Raw genomic sequence first — 21,299 nt, forward strand, 5'->3', positions numbered from 1 at the left:
TTTATTCTTTATAATTGTACCAAAACTATACAATAAAATAAATATTCTGAAATTATTTTTTGTTTATCGTTTTTGAAGATGCTCCTTTAACTGTTCTCTCAATGCTCTTTTTAAAAATTTTCCAACGGATGTCTTTGGTATTTCTTTCATGAATACGATATCATCTGGAAGCCACCATTTGACAAACTGAGGGCGCAAATACTCGTAAAGTTCTTCCTTCGTTACAGCATTTCTTCCATCCTTCATTACAACACAAGCAATAGGTCGCTCTTGCCATCTTTCATGAGGAACTGCAATGACAGCAGCCTCAAAAACTTCCTCATGAGCCATTAAAGCATTTTCTAAATCTACAGATGAAATCCATTCACCACCACTTTTAATAAGATCCTTTGTTCGATCTACAATTTTAATTACTCCTTCTTGGTCCACTGTTACTACATCACCTGTATGGAGCCAGCCATCACGAAATGCATCTTTACTTCTATCATCATGATAATATTCTTCTGCTACCCACGGACCTCGTAAACAGAGCTCACCCATTTCTGTTCCGTTCCATGTTACTTCGCCATCTTTACCGATCACTTTCATTTCAACACCCGGCACAAGATAACCTTGCTTAGACCGAATTTCTAAACGCTCTTCCTCTGATAAGTTAGTTTGATAGCTTTTTAATCTAGACAAAACAACAAGTGGGCTCGTTTCAGTCATTCCATATGCATGAATAAATGGGATGCCATATTTTGATTCAAATGCTTTTATCATTCCTTTTGGTGCAGCAGAACCACCACATAAAATCCTAGTTACACTCTTTAAATTGTAGTCTCCTTGTTCAAGAACCTGTAATAACCCTAACCAAATCGTAGGAACACCAGCTGCTATTGTCACTTTTTCTGACTCCATTAATTGTGCTAATATCTTTGGAGTAAAAGAAGGTCCTGGCATAACCATGGTTGTTCCAAACCATACCCCCGCAAAAGGTAATCCCCAAGCATTAGCATGAAACATCGGTACAACTGCTAATGATACATCACTCTCAGAAATTGCTGCACTGTCGGCCAATCCTAATGCAAAACTGTGTAGAACAATTGCCCTGTGAGAATAAACAACACCTTTTGGGTTCCCTGTTGTTGCTGATGTATAACATATACCTGCTGGGTCATTTTCATCCATATTATTGTCAAATGGAAAAGTTGGGTCAGCATCAGCAAGCATTTTTTCATAGTGGAAAACCGGTTCAAGTATTGTTTCAGGAATGTCTTCTTTATCTGTCATAATGATATAAGCTCGAACAGTTGGAAGCTCATCTTTAATTTTTTCAATAAGCGGAAGCAAATCCTCATCAATTAATAAAACTTTGTCCTCCGCATGATTAATAATATAGACAATATGTTCAGGAGCTAGGCGAATATTAATTGTATGAAGAACAGCTCCAATCCCAGGTATGCCAAAATACGCTTCAAGATGGCGATGGTGGTTCCACGCAAACGTTCCAACACGTTCCCCTTTGTTGATCCCCAGTTTTTGCAATGCACTTGATAAACGTCTAGTTCTCTCACCAATTTGCTTATACGTATGTGTTGTTTTTCCTAGTGCCATTCGAGAGATAACCTTCTTGTTCGGAAAATATGTTTCAGCGTGCTCCATCATCATTGGCAAAATTAACGGTGAATTCATCATGATACCAGCCTCCTATTTGTTGGTTTTAGGAAGGAACGAGCCCCCATTTACACCTTTAGTCTCCACTTTTCCATAACAAACTCTGCAATCATCTCAGCTTCATTTCCCAATTGATCTATTTAACACGTTAACTACTATAGTTCATGGCAGCTTTTCCTCTTTAGCATTATGACTAACAATATTAAACCACTTTTTATTTTTCTAATTTGATAACAATAGCTTTCAAAGTTTACGAAAAGAGCCTGTATAAAAGTCGTTTTCACATTGATTGTGCTTTTCGTATTAAGAAGTAAATTCTTGCACAACTAGAGTTCAGGGCAGCTTTTCTTCTATAGCAAAATGACTAACAATATAATTTGATAACAATAGCTTCAAAGTGTACGAAAAGAGCCTTCAAAGAAGGTATTTATACTTGAGTGTTAGTCAATTGCTCTCGAAGTAAAAACTTTTGGATTTTTCCACTCGCATTGCGAGGTAGCGCATCTATAAAAACATATTTTCTAGGTCGTTTATAATTTGCAAGCTGATCACTATTTTTCAAGTAGTCTTCTAACATCTCTGCCGTTAGCTGTGGATTTTTTTTTACTATTATTGCTATGACTTTTTCTCCCCATACCTCATCTGGCTCGCCAAGTACAGCAACATCTAGCACTCCGTCATATGCATGGAGTACGTCCTCTACTTCTCTCGGATATACGTTCTCTCCCCCACTTATAATCATGTCATCAACTCTATCTGCTATATATAAATATCCTCCTTGATCAAGATAGCCTAGATCTCCTGAATGATACCATCCTTTATACATCGCTTTATCCGATGCTTCAGTACGATTAAAATATCCTTCCATCATACAAGGACCCCTAACAATGATTTCCCCTACTTCTCCTGGAGACAGACCATTCTCCGGATCTGCAGGGCCATCATCATTCGGCCGTACTATACGTATTTCGTGGTTTATGCATGCTCTGCCAGCAGACCCTGCTTTGAGTAATTGTTCATCTTCCATAAGAAACGAAACCGCAGGACCCATCTCCGTCATACCATATGCTTGTATTAAATCAATTCCCATTATCTCTTTTATTGACTTTACTAATACAGGAGCCATTGGCGCTGCACCATACAGCCCTAAGCGCAATGAAGTGAGTGATTTAGGTTCAATTTGTTCCTGCAACAGCATATTCCACATCGTAGGTGCTGCAAACAAAACTGAGATTTTCTCTCCTTCAATTGTTTTTAACACGCTTTGTGGATCAAAATGGTGGAGTATGACATTAGTTGCTCCGACATGTATCCTCGGTATGAAGCAACAATGTAATTCAGCACAATGAAACATCGGGGCTGTGACAAGACCTCTATCTTTATCCGTTATTTTCAGAGCGGTAAGGCAAATAATACTTTGTTCAACCATATCACGGTGACGGTGAAGGACACCTTTAGGCCTTCCTGTCGTACCACTCGTATACATAATTGCGTAGAGATCATCTTCGCTAATTTTCACTTGAGGTTGTACTCGAGAAGCTAGTTTTAATCTTTCATCATAACTTACTGCATAAGAAGGAGTATCTTCGTTTATATACCAGAAGGAGGTGTTTGTAAATTCTTTATGAATTGCAAATATATGAGGTTCTAAGGCTTTCTCAAACAAAAGTACTTTTGGTTCTGCATCACTTAAAATGTAAGCTACTTCTTTTGGTTGCAGCCTAAAATTTATTGGATTAAATATAGCACCAATTTTAGCACAAGCTACAAGGACCGTTGCTAGTTCACTCGTGTTAAAAAGATAGGTTGATACTCTATCACCCTTTTGCACCCCTGAGGAAAGTAACGCATTTGCTAACTTATTTACCTCAATGTCCCATTGTTCATAAGTTAACCTATATCCTTTAGCAACATCGACCAACGCTTCCTTGTTAGGAAATTTAGCGACCGTTTGTTCAAATAATCTGGCAATAGTCATGTACAAAAAAATTCCTCCTTTTTACAATTATTTAAGTAATTCATTCCAATATATATTTCATCAAAAAAAAGTAAAACACCTTTATTTTTGTGAATATTCTAAAAATATAATTCACTAAAAAAAGTTGCCAGGAAAGTTAAAATTTCAAGGGCAACTTTTTTAGTGAAATAATGCAATTTTTCAATCAGAAAATATATTTGAAAGGATAGAAATTTTATCATGTGTATACTTTTCGTAACCGTCATTAAACGTTTTCGGGTCTTTAGGATTTGCAAACCTAGTTATTTTTCCGGTTTGTGGGTGCACAAGTTTACTCGACGCCCCGCAGCCTAATCCAATAATTGTTTGCTGTTCTTCCATAATCATAATATTATAAATGCTTTCTTGGTTAGGAAGAGCATATCCAACGTTTTCTAAATTTCCTAGGATATTTTTTTGTCGATACAAATAATAAGGTCTATATCCTTTTTCAGTGGTCCATAGAGTAGCCATATCCATCATTTCAGCTATTTCTTGTCTATCTGCTACTGGATATTTAGCTTTGTTTTTTGTCATTTCTGAAGCACGTTTAAATGATAAAGTATGCACCGTTAATGATTCAGGCATTAATTTTTCTGTTTCTGATAATGTATGGTGAAATTGTTCTTTACCTTCTCCAGGTAATCCAATGATAAGGTCCATATTAATGTTATTCATCCCCATTTGCCTAGCAAGATGAAATTTATCAATCGTTTCTTGAACCGTATGATGGCGTCCAATTGCTTTTAATGTTTCTTGAATATACGATTGTGGATTGATGCTTATACGATCAATTTTCCATTTGTTCAACACAGTGAGCTTCTCAGGTGTAATTGTATCAGGACGACCAGCCTCTACCGTAATTTCTCGCACATTTTCAACATTCGGAAAGGACTCATACATTTCCTCGTAAAGCATATCCATTTCTTCTGCTGAAATACTTGTAGGTGTTCCACCACCGAAATATATAGTCGTAATGTTAATACCATTTTCTTTTAACCAAGCTCCTACTTTACGCATTTCATAATGGAGTCCCCCCAGAAATGAATTTACTGAGCCCTGCCTACCATTTATCGCATAAGCAGGAAAGGTACAATATGCGCATTTCGTTGGACAAAATGGAATTCCGATATAAATGCTTACTTCGTTCTTTAATTGATATAGATCTGGCACAACTGAAAGCTGTTGATCCACAATTTGCTGCATCAGTTGTATTTTTTCATCTGAAATCATATAGTTATCACGAAGCTCGTTATGAGCCTGTTTTTTAGCTATACCTAACTGAAGTTTTTTATGAAGTAATTTCGTTGGGCGAATCCCAGTTAATAATCCCCATGGTTGTCTCACTTTTGTATGCTGCTGTAACAATGATAAATACACATATAAAACGATATTTTTTATTTGGGTAAAGCGTTCCTTTTCACTTTCAAAAGAAGCAAGCGATTTTTCCATCTTTGCTTCATATATATGATTTGTCGCAAGTACATGCAATTTAGCAGTAGCTGAAGCGTTAATACTCTCGTCTAAATCAACCGTAACAATTAATGTTGGATCATCAATATTATTAAACGATAGTTCGCTTTGTTCAAAAAATAAATCTGTAATTAGTTCCATTGGACGTTGATATCGCGGATCATCCAAACCATTTATTACTATTCTCATATACATCACCTTCTTATTGTCCGATCCAAACTTATCTAAGTGTACAGAACATATGTAAATTGGTCAATCATGAGATGGGAGAATAGATTTTTCACCCCAAAAAAGATCATCTCTACTTAATATTCCTTTCCTGCTTGGAAGTAAGGATATCATTTTAAAATAAGTTATCATGATTAAACCATTTATCAATATCTACGCTGCCTTGCACAGATAATATACGGTATAAATAACGATAAGGTAATCTACTTGATATAATGATAGAAATACAAAAAATAGCTGTTGCAGGTGGCACCCTTATTATCAATTATGATGTTGAACGAATATCAGGAGAGGATACTACAACTTTATGTAGTTACAATGTGTTTGAACAAAGATCCAACCCCCTACACATAAACTCCTAATAATATAGTCTGTGATGAACCAGAATTAGGTTGTCATATGTATCAACTATCCTTTATAGATGTCGGATCAAGCCCTACCTTAGAATTAGAAAGTAATTGCCGATGTATAACTTTTCAAAAAGATAAGTAAACACAAAAACTGCCCTATTTTAATCAAATAGTAGGACAGTTTCCATGTCACCATACCAATAATACATAATATGTTTTCCTTATTTGTTGGTGCATCCAATAAGAATAATAGTTATTCTACAAAATTTTTATTATGTTTCACAAAAACATCTTCTTTCACTTCATTTGAGAAAGCTTGTGCTGAAGTGATATTAAAGATAAGTTCCCTACGTTCAACATTAGTTTGACTGCCTACAATGTATATCGCTTTCGTTTTCTATATATTCTTTTCTATTGTCATTTTATTAATTTTCAACACTATCTTCTGGGTATCAGTCAATATAATATGGATTCTATCAAAGAGGAAATCACCATGATGAAATGAGTAATTTAACGTACTTGCATGAACAATATGTCTTCTGATATCTCCACTTATTCTTTCTATTTTTCACACACTGGATAAATTCAAAGTAAATTTTATTAAGCCAAGAAAAATATCTGACATATAAAGTTTCTTCAAGCAATTCATCTTTAATAGCTCCAACGTTTTCCTTTTCAACAGGATTATAATCATTTACATAATTACGTATAGTACTTGTACACCGCAATGGTCGCCATTGTACTTATGATCTTAATAGTTTTAAAAAATGGTTCAAAATATCCAACAAGACATTTTTTACAGCTTTATGTGAGATGACATTCAGATAGAGAACTTGTTAGGTGGATTCACCCTAACAAACGGATAATAAAAAATGGCTCCAATGTTGCAATATATACTGTCATAAGGAACTATGATTAGATTATATGAATTTAAGCCCCAATTAAGTAAGTCCATATATCCCATACTCATAAATTCGAAGTTCCTACTGAAATTTCTTTCAACAACGTTAGGTACCTTCTACACGCCAAGAAGAGCGATAGTTATACTTAATTAAAATAATCTTGCAACCTCTTTTGCATTGTTAACTGCTTCAAGATATATCTCTTCAACTTTTGAATGATCTAAATTTACACCCTCACACAAAACAACTTTAAAGTTTTTAACCCCTAAAAAATTCATGACAGTTTCTAAATAGCTTTTTGTATGCTCGGAGCTTGCTCCTGAACCTTCTGAATAAATCCCCCCACGTGCCTCAAGTAAAACAACAGCTTTATCTCCTGCTAAGCCCACCGGTCCATTCTCTGTGTACTTAAAAGTTTTGCCTGCAATGGATATGGCATCAATATATGCCTTTACCATAGGTGGAAAACCAAAATTCCACATAGGTGCAGAGAAAATGATTTTATCTGACTCTAAAAATAAGTCGGCTAGTCGGTTTATTTTATTTATTTTCTCTAACTCTATTTCATTAAGCTCTTGTTTTAACACGACCTTCCCTCTAGCAGATAACACATCACCATCAATAAAAGGAATCTCTTCCTTATACAAATCTAACTCTATAATTTGATCATTTGGGTTCTGCGTTTGGTATTCATCAATAAACTTTTTTGCTAAACGCAGTGAATAAGATTTTTTCTCTTGTTGTGGATTTGCTTTCACTAATAGTACTTTTTTCATTTTACTTCTCTCCCTATATTACTGAGTTTACTTAGCTACTTATTTGCTGAAAATATTGGTAAACTTTTTCTAGTTTTTTTGTATGTTTTCCTTTCGGGTTCTCCATATTACCGAATTCAAAAAACTTTACATCTTTAATTCCTACAAAATTGAATACTAACTTTTCCATTGAACGCTTATGGGAATTTCTCAATATAAGTAACGGATAAAGAATTTCCGGTCCTTTCATTGTTGAGATACAAACAACGGATTTTCCCTTCAATAGCCCTTCTGGCATGATTTTCCCAACATTTTTATATGCAAAATTTGTTGAGAATATTTGATCTATATAGCCTAAAAGCATTGCTGGTGGTCTTCCCCACCAAATTGGATAAATAAAAACAATTTTATCTGCCTGAATAATTTGATCTCTATACTTTTTTAAATCAGGATCCTTATGCATGTCCCTTCTTCTTTTATCCTTATTAAATACAAGCGCAGGATTAAATCCTTCCTCATATAAATCGAGTACTTTTATTTCCTTAATATTGGAATTCTCTCTCATTCCCTTTAAAGTTTTTTGCAAAAATGAATAACATAAACTGGAATGATTCGGATGTGTATAGATAATGAGTGTATTCATATTTTCACCTCATATTTTTTTGTATTTAAATTTGTTCTATTTTTCAGAACTAATCCAAGTGAAAGGATAAGACCTATGATTGAAAAACACAGTAATAATAAAAAAAAGAATGTATTACCTATTAAAATAGCAACTACCACGGATGCCATTATTCCACCCAAATATCTAAAAGTAGAGTAAATTCCAGAAGCAATTCCCACTTTCTCTCTTGGTACAGATTTCAAACTATTGATCTGCATTGAGGCAATTCCAATTCCTGAAGAAAAACCACCAAAAATTAATGCAATTACAACAAACGGATAAGAAGATTCATTACTAATCGCGAAATAAAGTAGTGCTGTGATGCAACATAAGAAAAAGGATATAGAAATGACTTTTTCCTTGCCAATCTTATTGGCCAATGTCCCTCCTATCCATGAAGATAATGACATAGATAGGGCAAAAAAGAATAACATCATACCAATTGTGCTGATACTAAACTGATTCAGTGAAATAGGAATAAAAAGAACCGTACTGTACATGAAAAAGTTATTAATCATAATAAATAAGTTTGCAGTAGTAAAATGGATATTTTTAAACATACTAAATTCAATTAAAGGAGCTTTGCTTACTAGCTCTTGATAACTAAATAAGGCAACTAAGATAAATAAAACAAGAGTCGTCCAACCAGTTATTAATTCATTTTTGGTTGCAAATAATGTCATGAATGTCAATATTGCACCAAGGTATAAAGTACCTGCTATATCCAAGGTTTTGTTATTAGGTTGGGAATCGTTCACATTAGGTACAATAAGCCAATTGGCAATCACACCAATGACCAGAAAAGGAATATTAACCCAAAATATAGCTTCCCAACTGAATGAACGGATTAAAAATGAACCCAGTAGGGGGCCTATTGCTGCACCTAAACCCATCGTAAGGCCAAAAATACCAAAAGCATAACTCAATTTTTTTGTTGGAATGGCGAAACGAATAATCGCGGTAGCATTTGGAATTAATAATGCACCGCCTAGTGCTTGTAAAGAACGAAATAGAATAAGAGAAAACAAATTAAAAGAAAAAGCACAAGCGATCGATGAGATAAGAAACACAATAAACCCGATCTGCATTACTTGTTTATTCCCATATAAATCCCCTAATTTACCCGCAATGGGCTGCACGACTGCCATAACAATTAAATAAATAGTAACCACCCATGATATATCAGTAATTGAAACATTTAAATAGGATGCAATACTAGGAAGCCCAACAGCGATCATTGTTGAATTAACAGGGACTAAAAACGTCCCTATTAATATAGACAACAAAATCAGATTTGTTTTATTCAAGAATGGTAACTTCACCTTTAGCACCATCCACTTTAACCACATCTCCGTCTTTTAGTGTAGAGGTTGCAATTTTCGTTCCGGTTACACAAGGAACTCCATATTCTCTTGCAACAGTAGCAGCATGTGATAGAATTCCACCTACATCTGTAACAATGGCACCTGCTAAGTTAAACAATACTGTCCATGGTGGTGTAGTCGTTTTACAGACAAGGATATCTCCTTTTTTCACCTTATCAAATTCACTTTGATCACTAACAACCTTTACTGTTCCAGTGTGTACTCCTACGCTACTAGAATAACCCGTAAATGTTTTCTCCTCTTCATTTAAGTCGGCCATTCTTGTACCAAACATTCTTTCTGCGATTGGATCTGACGAACGCCCCTCCGGTCGATTACCATAGAAAGGAACAGGAGTAATTGCTTCATTGTTCTTATGTTCCTCTTTTCTTTCTTTGATCAAGTCAAATACTGACTTAGGCTGTCTTAATAATTCAACTAATTCGTCTAAATAAAGGTAAGAAATATCTTCTTTCTTTTCGATGACAGAATGGTTAACTAATAAACCTCCAACATTTAATAAAAATAGACGTGCTTTTGCCGGTAACATCGCATCAATATAAAAATGATGGTCTTCATTAATTCCCCACATTCTTAGTGCCATACCATAAAGCGAAATAAATGTTTCTTTTAACTCCCCATCAGGCATTCTAGCTAATACTTCATTCACTTTCTGTTCTCTCTTATTGATCCCTTCTTGCAGCTCAGCTTCGAAATCAAAATCTTTTTCAATATAGTTTTTAACCAATGTTAAAGCATGATTCGGATTTTCCACCCATGTTTCTTCATTAAATTCATGATTGCTCGCACGGTAACCATATGTTTCCAAGAAAGTTTTGACAGTAGTTAAAAACTGACGGCCTTCATCCACATTATTAAGTGATTCACTTAAATGATTCACATCTGAATTATTAAATATTTCAGATAAATTTTCTGAATCTTTTACAATTAAAGAGAGCCTCCACAGTTCTCGGTCTGTTTCAATTGATTTATTCATGGTTCCTAATAACAAATCATATACTCCTGTTGTGTCTTTGGTATTTAACAACTTCCCGTATATCTCCTCAAGAGCTAGCCCCATTGACATTTTTGGCATCACTACTTCAAAGTGTATGGACCAAATTTTCAAATACATCTGATAAAGTTCTAACACTCTTTCTTCTGCTTCTTCTAAGGATAACTTTTGTTTTTTTGCTTCATCCAGTATGCTGTAGTATGGAAGTAGAGTATTTTCTACATATTTAAAAAGAATTTCTGATGCTCTTGGAAAAACTGTTGTCATCACTTCTTTATGTTCCGCTACTCTCGTCTCAGGGTTATCATGTACTTTAACTGTTTGGTAATGGTAGCCTTTCGAAATTTTAAATTGAAATTGTTTTAATGGGAGTTTCAATTTTTCAAAAGCTTCCAAGGTCCCACTAGAAACTGAAGGGCCCATGAATGAAGCAAATAAGGGAGTAAGTGGCTTCGAGAAATGTGCATCATTGTATTCCCAAAACCATTTCTTCTCTACCTCCGATATTATTAAATTTTGTTTAAAATCCTTTAAATCTACATGATATATATTGGATGTCATTATACATTTTCTCCTTTTAAAGTCGTAATAGGTCTTGATTGCAAAATATAAATAATGTTATTTTTTATAGCAAATTCTATATCTACTGGATTTTCAAAGTAATTTTCTATTTTCATTGTTATATCAACTAGTTCTAGAATTTCTTCGTCACCCAAGCAAAATATTTTTTGTAGATCCGTAGAAACCACTACAGATTCATTTCCCTCTTCCTTAGCAATTATTTGGATCTTTTTATCACCTAATTCCTTTACAATGTGTTTGTTTTCTTTGTTAATTACATACATATCTGGAGTTACACTACCATCCACAATTGCTTCTCCTAATCCATAACTTGCATTTACTAGTATTTCGTTTTGGTTATTCGTTACTGGATTAGAGCTGAAAATTACGCCCGATACATCTGCGTTAATCATCTGTTGAACGAAAACACCCATCTGAACATCCGAGAGAGATATATTATTGGTTTTAGCATAGTCTAGTATGTGTGCTGAAAAATACGAAGCCCAGCAACGCTTAATACTATCCAATAATTGATCCAAATTTTTCACATTCAAAATTGTTTCATATTGCCCTGCGAAGGATGCGTTATTTAGGTCTTCCATTGCTGAGGAAGAACGAACGGCTAGTATTACATCAGGACTGGTTTTTATAGCGTTGAAAAATTTTGATATGGATAATTCCAGTTCCCTTGGATATTCAGCAGTTAAAACTTCTTCTTGAATGTGTCGGTTATTCTTGGACCTGATATTGTTATGTGTAAGAAATTTTTTAAAAGAATCTGAAGTTAATACAAATCCATCTGGTATTAAAGGTATTGTTGATTTTATTTTAGATAGGTTCATCGCTTTTGAACCTACCAACACTTTCTCTAGTTTTATACAATCTGTTAAACTTACAACATTCATTTTTTTGATTCTCCTTCCAAGGGCACAATTTAATAAGTGCATATTATCCAACAACATGTTGATTATTTAATAACCTGTTGTTTATACTGTTATTATATTTGAAATTTACGATGACACAATAATCAATGTTTCTTCATTTGTTTTATACACGACATCGTAAAATGAATTGTTGTTTAAAATAATAAAAAACGATTGGATGGGTACATTATGGCAAATAAAGAAGATTTACGAATCACTCGTACGAGAAAACTAATTGGAGAAGCCTTCTTAAAATTACTCCAACAAAAAGGTTTTGATAGCATTACAATCCAAAACATTGCAGATGAAGCGATGATAAACCGCGCGACATTTTATTTACATTATCAAGACAAGTATGATTTATTAGAGCAGATGATGGATGTAGTATTAAAAGAACTCATCACATCTTATGGTGATTCTAATAATCATATCGAAGAGCAACAGTTTAAAATAAAAAACCATCAAATGACCATTCAGAGAGTTTATGAAAGTGTTGAAAAACATCGTTTCTTTTACCAAGTAATGTTCGGAAAACATGGAGTTTATGAATTTAGAAAAAACTTAGAGGAAGTCATGATTGGTAAATTCGAAGAAAATTTTAATAATCTAGGAATGACAGATGCGGATTTTAAAATTCCAAAGGAAGTACTTCTTCATTTTTCTAGCTCAGCTTTTGTCGGAATAATAGATTGGTGGTTAAGAGAGGAAAATCATAAATCTCCAGAAGAAATGTCCGTTATGATATCTCAAATTATTTTGAGAGGACACACGAATGCAGCGGGAGTTGAGATTAGATAGAAATGTTATTCTATAAGTAAATTCTAAAATAGACTGGAATCTACAATTAATAAATTTGTTTAATTCTTAGCCTTATTTAACCCCGTCCTAAATTTTTTTGAGACGGGGTTAGAAAAGATCTTTTGTAATCTAATTGGTTGTTTCATCAGAACTAATAAAAGCGTGGAATAAATATAAATTGTAAAAAAACATGGGGAAACGTGTGTGCTAAAATTGCATATTCAAAACCTTTCTTTCAAAATAAGTATCCGAATAATAGTTCACCAATACCATTTAGTATGAAAGATCTAGTGATTAGATTAGTTGTTAACTCTCCAAACATTGCATCAGTTTTGTACGTCTATCCTAAAAATATACAATTAATTCTTAATCGACTCAATGGACATACTAAGGACAAAACTAAAGGCCTGAATCCACCTCTAAACCGGAATCAGACCCTGTAAGCAATAATTTATCCAAATTCTCAACTAAGTTTAGTTTTATAATCTAGTAAAAAAAAGCTAATGATCCTTATAAAGTTAGACAAGTTCAGGTTTAGTATTGAATCTAATGGAACAGCTTTATGTCAATTAACAGCTATTTATTCAGATATTATTTTCTTTTCACTATAAAAACACCCCTTTAGATACCATATCCAAAGGGGAATACCAACGCATTTTTTTGTGAACATCGTGACTTTATCCAACACATCTCATCTTTCTTTCAAATCTACATCAAAATGTGTTTTGACCATAATAGGTGTTTTCTAAAAAACTATTACTTTTTTAACTTAAATCTTTTCTATAAATATTTGATATTAAAAAGTTTCGTGATTAAATTAAAATCACTTATCGGATAGGTTGTTAAATTAATTTGTAAAGTGAGGTATACCCGATGAGACTCTCAACCGCAACAATTAACGTGATGGACAAGATTCTATTTAGTTTTCTCCTGAACGACTTACTTCACGGAGAAATTCTTTTCGTTGTTGCTTACGAAAATGTTCTTTAATCATATATGTTACACCTTGTTGATTACTCGTACGTGTAATCCAATCTGCTGCCTTTTTCACCTCGTTAGGTGAATCCCACATCGCTACACCTAAGCCTACTTGTTTAACTATAGGTAAATCATCTACCGCATAACCAATTGCAACCATTTCATTCAATTGAATACCAATATGCTCACCTAATCTCTTCAATCCGTTAAGCTTTGACACGCCTTCTGGAATAATTTCAATTTTATTTTCAATATGTCCAAGTATAGAGAGTGTTGGGAATGCTTTGCTAATCGTTTCTTCCACTTTCATCTTCTCATCTTTATTGGAAAAATACACTTCTATTTTTAGAGCTGAGACTGGATTATCGCGTAAATGGTCACCTAATGAATCAACAAATTGCAATGGATAAAACAAAGGATCACCACTATTTAAAACTGCTTTTGCAACTATATTTTCTGTTGCTCTTTTTCTATTGCCTAAAGAGAACTTTTCATGAACTAACCTTATATTGCAATCATAATTTTCTAACACTTGCACAATATTAAAAGTTCTCTCCTCTGATAAACCATTTACATAGATTGGACGATCAATAGAATTAGCAATAAAAGCCCCATTAAGAGTTACAAGTACGGAATCTATTTTTAAAGCCTTCGCTACTTTTTGAGCTGACAAAAAGTTTCTGCCTGTAACTAGTGTTACATACACATCTTTATTTTGAACAAACTGAATTGCTTCCTTTACACCTTTTTGTAACCGACCATTTGACCGTAGTAGAGTTCCATCAATATTGATAGCGAGTAAGCGGTAATACATTACTACCTCTCCCTTCTAGCTGTAACTATGTTTATCTATAATACTTATGTATTAATAAAAAGAAATAGAACTCTAAAAATATATTGACAAATATTTAATTATATGTTATAATTAAATATTTATTTCTATTTCCGTCATTTCTGTGTTAGAATATGATTAGCGCTGATTGACCTAAGTAGTTAACTACTTAAATATGTTAAGGAGATGTTTAAGTGAATAACAAAGCAAGCCTAACCGCAATTGTTAGTGCCTTTGCTAGATCCTATCATTCACAACACCATTACCCCATCATCTTTGATGATTTCCTTGCACAAGAGCTAATATCAGACGAAGAAAGTGCCATGATTGGACATAATTGGGCTAAGGCCATATCATTTTTCAATCCACAAAACGCATCAAAATATAGCAATAAAACAGACGCATTAAATTGGGTTATGAGTACCCAATGTATTCCTCAAACTGTGAGCCGTGCAAAATATGTGGAGGATTGTTTAGAAAATGCTATTACTAGAGGGGTTGAACAATATATTATATTGGGAGCAGGCTTTGACACATTTGCGTATCGCAAAACGGAATTAATAAATCATTTACAAGTTTTTGAACTTGATCATCCAGCAACTCAGACTCTCAAAATAAAGCGAATGGCTGAACTCAAGTGGGAAATACCTAACAACGTGCAATTCATCCCTATAGACTTCACAGAAGAAAACATTACTAATGTGCTTATTAAACCTTCATTCTCACCTAAGAAATTGACGTTTATCAGCTGGTTAGGTGTAACGTATTATTTAACGATAGACACGCTCTTTGAAACATTACATGCATTAAAAAGAATTATACCCACTGGAAGTTCAATTGTATTTGACTATTTAGATGATACTGCATTTGACCCAGACAGAGCATCAAAACGTATATTACAAATGCAAGAAATAGCTAAACAAACGCAAGAACCTCTAAAAACTGGCTTAGACCCAAATACGATGGACTTATCACTTCAGCAAATAGATATGCTACTTTACGAACACCTTTCTCCTGAGGATATTGACAAGCGATATTTCAACAACAGACACGATCTATTAAGCGCTTTTGAGCATTTTTATTTTGCTCACGCTACATTTTAACAACTTGTAAAACTAAGATAATAATATAGCATGCTTTTATTAGAACATAAGGAGGGCTATTTGAAATTGATCTTTTCAAATAGCCTCATTTTTTCTATAACAACTAAACAATGTTAAAATGGTTTAAAGTTTGTCAACTTAAATGAAAACAGCGCTGCTATAATCGTTACAATCGCACCAATCAGAAAAATAATCATAGATCCAAACATTGTCCAAACTACTGCCCCTAGAATTGGGATACAAACTGCGACAACGTGCGCTATTGTACTACCCATTGCTAACGTCGCACTTAATTCATCTCTGGGAACAAGACGTCCTACGAAAGATGAAATACCGATATCGTCAAAACCAACTAACACATCATCAATGATAAAAAGAAAATAAATAAGATAGACATAATCGAACAAGGCATACCCTACGAATACAAACGTAACTAGGATATAATTAACCGCAAGTGCTCTTCCTTCACCCCATCGCTGTATTGCCTTTCCAACTAATGGTCGCGTAATAATGGCGCATATACTGTGAGCAGCCATAAGTAGTGCCATTAATTGTACAGAAGTATTAAATGTTTCAATCAAGAGTAAAGTCCCAAAAGTAATAAAAAACATTTCCCTTGTCGCAGACAAGATAGTCAACAAATAATAAGGAGTATACGCCCTTTTAAAAACTAATTTCGCTGTGGGAGAAGAGTAACTTTTTGCTTGCACGACCTTCAGCCCAGCAATTGTGCTAACCGATGCGAAAATACTGCTTATAATAAAAATTGTTTCAAATGAAGATACCGTACTAATTCCCCACACTAAACCCATTCCTAATAAACTTGCTACTGCATTATAACTTGCAATTAGTCCAAATTTATAGGAACGATCCCGTTCTGTAGAAAAATCAGTTACTAAATAATCTCCTTGTATCCCCCTTAAATGTGTCCCAGTACTATAAATTAAAGTGAAGATAATAATGAATAACAAATTGTCAGAGACAGTATATAAAACTAACCCTGCTGCAATCACAATTAGAGAGCAAATCCACACAGCTTTTGGGGTAAACCGTGATGCAATAAGGACAATTCCAACTGCAAATAATCCAGGCAGCTCCTTCATTCCATCAACCCACCCATATTGAGTCGGAGAAAAGGACAAATGATCTAATAAGTAATTTTTATAAACTCCCTGATACATAGCGACCGCTACACTTGATAAAACAAATGAATATAATAGGGTGCGGAAATTCTTTTCTTTCATTTCAGTTAACACTCCTTCAACTTTTTTGCAAACTTATACGTTCGTCAAGAAAAAATTGAAGGAGCTCTTGGGTAACAACCAATTAATAAGTTACGAGCAGATGTTCAAACTCATTTAATTCATATAAAAATAAATTCATACCCCATTGACGTCATCCTTTCTTTATAGCTTTAAACACTTCCCGATGCTAACATATATTATAGAAGATTAAAATTTAGCATTCAATATATTCATAATAATATGATTTTTATAACAAATAAATCATATATATCTAACTTATTGACTCTTTTCGTAAACTTTGTAGCTATAGTTCCTTAAATTGAAGATTAGAAAGTCGTTTTACTCAACAGTCATCGTTTTATAGAAGAAAACAACAATAAATGCACATGCAAACAACAAACTTATTTTACAGCTATAATACGAATCCTTTTATAATCCGCAACCCAAGATCCTTGATGAAACAATTGAGGTTTTATTTTCTCATTAACTAATCTGTATAAATGAAGCTGCTGTTCTTCACTAAACCCAACAAAAAAATCGCTAGCAAAACTATCTAACCAATGATTCAACCCTTCTTCTTGGTCGGGCAGTAATGTCGGTCGATCAAAATATTGAGCGTAATGAACTGTAAAACCATGCTCTTCAAGTAAAGTAGTGTATTCTCCTACACTTGGAAAATACCAAGGGTTTCTTACTGAAGCATCTATCCCAAACTCACTATATAGTACACTTGATATAGCTTTGATAGTTGTTTCTACATTGTATTTCCCACCAAACTCAGCTACAAACCTTCCACCCGGCTTTAACGCATGTGAAATATTTTCAACAACTTTTGACGTCTGCTTCATCCAGTGAATAGCCGAATTGGAAAATACAGCATCATATTTATCGTGAGTTAGAAAGGTTTCACCATCTTGGATAAGAAATGAAATGAATGGATACTTGCTTCGTGCTTGTTGAATCATTTCTTCAGACGAGTCAATTCCAACTATCACTGATCCAAATTGAAATATCTCATTTGCAAGGTCACCTGTTCCACAACCTAAGTCAAGAATTTTCTCTCCTGCTTGTGGATTAAGCAGGCCTATTAGTTCTTTGCCAAAATTTGAAACAAAATGTTGCTTGTCATCGTACAAGTTTGCATTCCAGCTATTCAATGGCTTACCCCTCCTCTAGCATTAATTAAAGGTAGTTTCATCATAGCCAATGGAAAAGTATTCGTCTAAGATATATAATCTATTATTTTAATAGCTTTTAGCTATGGAGGTTATATTGTTGGAAATAAGATTATTAGAATACGCACTCGCTATATCCAAGAGCCGAAATTTTACTAAAGCAGCAGAGAGCCTTCACATTGCACAACCATCATTAAGTAAGCAAATTTCTAAATTAGAGAATGAATTAGGGGTACAATTATTTATTCGTAAGCATGGCAACATTACTCCAACTCCTGCTGGAGTGAGATTCTTAAAAAAAGCGGAAAAGATTGTCCTTATGCGGAACGACTTAATTCGTGAAATGAAAGAAGTTAATCAAGGAACAAGCGGGGAGTTAATCATCGGTTCAACAGCAGTCACAGGTGGTCATGTATTACCTCCACTTCTTCAAGAATACAAACAAAGATACCCCAATGTTCAAATTAAGCTAGTTGAAGAATCAACAAAACAGCTTACTTCCTTAACTGCTAAAGGGGAAATCGACATTGCTATAGTAGCTCTCCCAATAGAAAATACATACTTAACTACAAAAACGATGTTTACCGAGCCACTTCACATCGTTCTACCGACAAAAATAACCTCTTGGATGCCGAGCCAAATTCAAAGTCTCTTAACACCATCACAGATACAGCACGCACGTACTCTTTCATTAGAAAGCTTGTCCCAGTGTCCATTTATCCTGCTAAAGCAAGGTTTTGGGTTTCGAAATTCGGTATTAGAGTTATGTGCAAAGAGTGGGTTTCAACCTCAGATAGAGTTTGAAACAAGTAGTATTGAAACAGCGCAGTCTCTAGTAAAAAATGGCCTCGGCGTGACGGTTGTACCGAATATGGTCGTACATCAAAATGCTAATAAACAACTTACTTACTTTAAAATAGATTCAAATCCAACAAGGACACTTGTCTTTGCTTATCATCACGAGCGTTACTTAAGCTCACCTTCTAGAGCACTCATGAATGTTTTTGCTGAATTAAATAATTAAAATTAATATGTTTACCTTTAGTAGACTTTGATCTAATTTTATAGGTGGGGTTCTACTCCACCTATAAAACCAAAAACCCCACTAAATGTAAAAGTGGGGGTTAAAATCGACTAGATTAAATCCAAATTTTTATTCACGTATGTATCTTTTGCCTAGAAAAAAATTTGTTAGAATTAAATGATATGTTTGCTAATTTTATCAGGTACCATAACAACTTCTGTAGTTATTGGTGTTTGTTCCTCTTGATCAATACATTCTTCCCAATACTCCATATGCTTCTTAATTACTTCATTCTTATTGTTTATTTCATCTTCCGTAAGTTCTACATTCATTTCATTATCACCTTGTATTGCATACCAATAAAGAAATTCACCATCAGCATTTTTTTCACGAAACATTGTTTCTACATACAAATTTTCATTTTTTAATATAATAAGTACCTTATCCATGTTTTGATTTAACATGTCCATCCAATCATCCACACGTTTCGTTTTACCTTCTTTAATACGATATTTACTTAATCGAACTTTCATTTAGCTTTACCTCCTACATTAACTTCCATCCTAATTAATATATCATACCTTTTCAAATAAGTTTGTGTTTTACTATTAAAAACCAACTCCCTTAAAGGAAGCTGGTTTATGGGTAATTAATAACCTTATTCCTCAATGAATACAAACTCAGTTGGACATCCTCGAATACCCTTACTTATAAGCTTAATCGTCTTAGAAGTGTTCTCGATAAACTGAAGATGAAAACGATTAAACTTAGTAATAAGTTCTTTATTATTAGCTAAGTCTTCTCGTGTAATATGATAATCTTCTAAACTACTAGGGTATTGATGTTGTAGCAAAACGCTTTCGATCTCTTCAAGTAACTTGAACATATCGATATCCTGAAAGTGATGAACACTAGCTTTTATTGATGACCAATTTTTCGGTTGGGCATAAAAATATGAACTCCACCAATACAACTCTACTACGGATTTTCTTGCATGATCATAAAACATATGAAATACGAATAAAGCTTGTTGCCCAGTAGTTAGCTGTTCATAAAATTGCTCTTTAAACGCGGACATGCTTTGTAAAGTTTGCTCAGCCATACTATTTTTATAGGCTATGATCAAAGGTTCAAAGCATACTTTACAAAGCTCCTCATGAGCTAACGTGTCAAATTCCTTTCTTGTCATCTTAACTATCAACATTTATCACTCCTCCAACTTACTATACATTAATTGGAAGAAATAAAACTGTTTGTATTTACTTATCAAGCTATTAAATTCATTATAGTCCTTAAATATATTATTGGAACCCAATGAAATTTTAATAAAATATTTTAGTCGAACCTTATCCCGATCATTTATACTGCCCTTAAGGTGTAGATGATAAATTTAGTACTCTAATTTTCTCATAAATGCAACAAATTTTAATTCATTAACCTACTCCAAAATTGATGTCAATTTTGTCTTTGACTTAGAACCTTAGCTACAAAACTATTTTTTTCTTCGGAATAGGCAGATACATTATTGGGATATTTAATAGCTAGGGTCTTTTTAAGTGCTTCATATTCTTTAGCCATTTGAGGGTTATTATTTAAATAATCTCTGAAAAACGTGTGTTGTTGCCACCAATCACCCTTATATTCAACGATATGAAGAATATAAGATTTAGTCATGGTATTTAAATTGGAAAATTTCGCAAACACTTCTTTACCTTCTATTTCAACTTTAGATAAATGATAATAGCCTTCTTCTTTCAGAACGTTTGTATCAAACTGTTATATATCACTTAAAGATTCAACACCAACTAATATGTCAAGTATGGGCTTTGCCAATATACTCCGAATAGCTGTACTACCTATATGTTGAATATCTTTTACATAGTTACCAATTAATAAATCCAAAGTCTCTTTCTCTTCTAAAAACAAGCTATTCCATTCTGAATATTTATTTTCTACTAGCTTAACTTCACCTTTGTTCAAACCTAACATTTCCCTCCCCCTCCTGAAATCACTGGATATAACGCAAACTATATAGAAATAATTTCAAATTACTAAAATAATCTTTATCAGATAAACTTAACAATTCAAAGTTTAACTAAATTTAACTATATTGATAATCATTTTACCATATAGTAAAATATGGATATTCATTACCTACTCGAGGTGCAATAATGAAATAATCTATAGAAATAACTGGATTTTTTTATTGTTTTGGTATAAACAGCAATACTCATTTACTTTACTCCATATGGTAGATT

Annotated in this window: 16 protein-coding genes and 1 pseudogene; 3 read left to right on the plus strand and 14 right to left on the minus strand. The window is 33.7% G+C overall.

Annotated features, from left to right (window positions below):
- Positions 1-63 precede the first annotated feature (63 nt).
- The 8 genes from V1503_RS04560 to V1503_RS04595 form a co-directional block, all read right to left on the minus strand.
- Positions 64-1,677, minus strand: coding sequence for a long-chain fatty acid--CoA ligase (locus V1503_RS04560; RefSeq protein ID WP_410625146.1), 1,614 nt, complete (start codon positions 1,675-1,677; stop codon positions 64-66).
- A gap of 406 nt (positions 1,678-2,083) precedes the next feature.
- Positions 2,084-3,640, minus strand: coding sequence for a fatty acid--CoA ligase (locus V1503_RS04565; RefSeq protein WP_410625148.1), 1,557 nt, complete (start codon positions 3,638-3,640; stop codon positions 2,084-2,086).
- A 174-nt stretch (positions 3,641-3,814) separates the two neighbouring features.
- Complete coding sequence (locus tag V1503_RS04570) at positions 3,815-5,314, minus strand: coproporphyrinogen III oxidase (protein WP_410625150.1); 1,500 nt, start codon at positions 5,312-5,314, stop codon at positions 3,815-3,817.
- A 1,440-nt stretch (positions 5,315-6,754) separates the two neighbouring features.
- The gene (locus V1503_RS04575; RefSeq protein ID WP_410625152.1) at positions 6,755-7,381 is read right to left on the minus strand and encodes an FMN-dependent NADH-azoreductase; all 627 of its coding nucleotides are present in this window, start codon (positions 7,379-7,381) and stop codon (positions 6,755-6,757) included.
- Positions 7,382-7,412: 31 nt separating this feature from the next.
- Positions 7,413-8,003 (minus strand): NAD(P)H-dependent oxidoreductase, encoded by a 591-nt coding sequence (locus V1503_RS04580; protein WP_410625154.1) that lies wholly within the window; start codon positions 8,001-8,003, stop codon positions 7,413-7,415.
- Positions 8,000-9,331, minus strand: coding sequence for an MFS transporter (locus V1503_RS04585; RefSeq protein ID WP_410625156.1), 1,332 nt, complete (start codon positions 9,329-9,331; stop codon positions 8,000-8,002). Before V1503_RS04585 ends, V1503_RS04580 begins: the two co-directional genes overlap by 4 nt.
- Complete coding sequence (locus V1503_RS04590) at positions 9,324-10,964, minus strand: PEP-utilizing enzyme (RefSeq protein ID WP_410625158.1); 1,641 nt, start codon at positions 10,962-10,964, stop codon at positions 9,324-9,326. Before V1503_RS04590 ends, V1503_RS04585 begins: the two co-directional genes overlap by 8 nt.
- Positions 10,964-11,869, minus strand: a complete 906-nt coding sequence (locus V1503_RS04595) for a PEP/pyruvate-binding domain-containing protein (RefSeq protein ID WP_410625160.1) — start codon at positions 11,867-11,869, stop codon at positions 10,964-10,966. Before V1503_RS04595 ends, V1503_RS04590 begins: the two co-directional genes overlap by 1 nt.
- Positions 11,870-12,076: 207 nt before the next feature.
- On the opposite strand from V1503_RS04595, the gene V1503_RS04600 reads away from it, so the two are divergent.
- Positions 12,077-12,685: a TetR/AcrR family transcriptional regulator C-terminal domain-containing protein gene (locus tag V1503_RS04600; RefSeq protein WP_410625162.1), complete on the plus strand. Its 609-nt coding sequence runs from the start codon at positions 12,077-12,079 to the stop codon at positions 12,683-12,685.
- A gap of 919 nt (positions 12,686-13,604) precedes the next feature.
- On the opposite strand, the gene V1503_RS04605 is transcribed toward V1503_RS04600, so the two are convergent.
- On the minus strand, positions 13,605-14,477 hold the full coding sequence (locus V1503_RS04605) for a Cof-type HAD-IIB family hydrolase (protein WP_410625164.1): 873 nt from the start codon (positions 14,475-14,477) through the stop codon (positions 13,605-13,607).
- A gap of 212 nt (positions 14,478-14,689) precedes the next feature.
- On the opposite strand from V1503_RS04605, the gene V1503_RS04610 reads away from it, so the two are divergent.
- The gene (locus V1503_RS04610; protein WP_410625166.1) at positions 14,690-15,598 is read left to right on the plus strand and encodes a class I SAM-dependent methyltransferase; all 909 of its coding nucleotides are present in this window, start codon (positions 14,690-14,692) and stop codon (positions 15,596-15,598) included.
- A gap of 113 nt (positions 15,599-15,711) precedes the next feature.
- On the opposite strand, the gene V1503_RS04615 is transcribed toward V1503_RS04610, so the two are convergent.
- Positions 15,712-16,842, minus strand: coding sequence for an MFS transporter (locus V1503_RS04615; RefSeq protein ID WP_410625168.1), 1,131 nt, complete (start codon positions 16,840-16,842; stop codon positions 15,712-15,714).
- A gap of 401 nt (positions 16,843-17,243) precedes the next feature.
- Entirely contained in the window at positions 17,244-17,999 is a 756-nt protein-coding gene (locus V1503_RS04620) for a class I SAM-dependent methyltransferase (RefSeq protein WP_410625170.1), read from the minus strand.
- Positions 18,000-18,117: 118 nt separating this feature from the next.
- Here V1503_RS04620 and V1503_RS04625 point away from each other — a divergent pair, with 118 nt between their 5' ends.
- On the plus strand, positions 18,118-19,041 hold the full coding sequence (locus tag V1503_RS04625; protein WP_410625172.1) for a LysR family transcriptional regulator: 924 nt from the start codon (positions 18,118-18,120) through the stop codon (positions 19,039-19,041).
- Positions 19,042-19,214: 173 nt separating this feature from the next.
- Here the strand turns inward: V1503_RS04625 and V1503_RS04630 are convergent, their stop codons facing one another.
- The 3 genes and pseudogenes from V1503_RS04630 to V1503_RS04640 form a co-directional block, all read right to left on the minus strand.
- Positions 19,215-19,574, minus strand: a complete 360-nt coding sequence (locus V1503_RS04630; RefSeq protein WP_410625174.1) for a DUF6176 family protein — start codon at positions 19,572-19,574, stop codon at positions 19,215-19,217.
- A 125-nt stretch (positions 19,575-19,699) separates the two neighbouring features.
- On the minus strand, positions 19,700-20,245 hold the full coding sequence (locus V1503_RS04635) for a hypothetical protein (protein WP_410625176.1): 546 nt from the start codon (positions 20,243-20,245) through the stop codon (positions 19,700-19,702).
- Between the two features lie 251 nt (positions 20,246-20,496).
- Positions 20,497-21,030: pseudogene (locus V1503_RS04640) on the minus strand (GrpB family protein).
- Positions 21,031-21,299: the final 269 nt, after the last annotated feature.

The sequence above is a fragment of the Nanhaiella sioensis genome (assembly GCF_046557775.1).
Taxonomy (GTDB): Bacteria; Bacillota; Bacilli; order Bacillales; family SM2101; genus Nanhaiella; species Nanhaiella sioensis.

Coding starts and splice junctions, on each gene's coding strand:
- V1503_RS04595 (WP_410625160.1), bottom strand. CDS start 11,869: ATGAATGTTGTAAGTTTAACAGATTGTATAAAACTAGAGAAAGTGTTG.
- V1503_RS04600 (WP_410625162.1), top strand. CDS start 12,077: ATGGCAAATAAAGAAGATTTACGAATCACTCGTACGAGAAAACTAATT.
- V1503_RS04570 (WP_410625150.1), bottom strand. CDS start 5,314: ATGAGAATAGTAATAAATGGTTTGGATGATCCGCGATATCAACGTCCA.
- V1503_RS04630 (WP_410625174.1), bottom strand. CDS start 19,574: ATGAAAGTTCGATTAAGTAAATATCGTATTAAAGAAGGTAAAACGAAA.
- V1503_RS04635 (WP_410625176.1), bottom strand. CDS start 20,245: ATGTTGATAGTTAAGATGACAAGAAAGGAATTTGACACGTTAGCTCAT.
- V1503_RS04605 (WP_410625164.1), bottom strand. CDS start 14,477: ATGTATTACCGCTTACTCGCTATCAATATTGATGGAACTCTACTACGG.
- V1503_RS04615 (WP_410625168.1), bottom strand. CDS start 16,842: ATGAAAGAAAAGAATTTCCGCACCCTATTATATTCATTTGTTTTATCA.
- V1503_RS04575 (WP_410625152.1), bottom strand. CDS start 7,381: ATGAAAAAAGTACTATTAGTGAAAGCAAATCCACAACAAGAGAAAAAA.
- V1503_RS04560 (WP_410625146.1), bottom strand. CDS start 1,677: ATGATGAATTCACCGTTAATTTTGCCAATGATGATGGAGCACGCTGAA.
- V1503_RS04580 (WP_410625154.1), bottom strand. CDS start 8,003: ATGAATACACTCATTATCTATACACATCCGAATCATTCCAGTTTATGT.
- V1503_RS04590 (WP_410625158.1), bottom strand. CDS start 10,964: ATGACATCCAATATATATCATGTAGATTTAAAGGATTTTAAACAAAAT.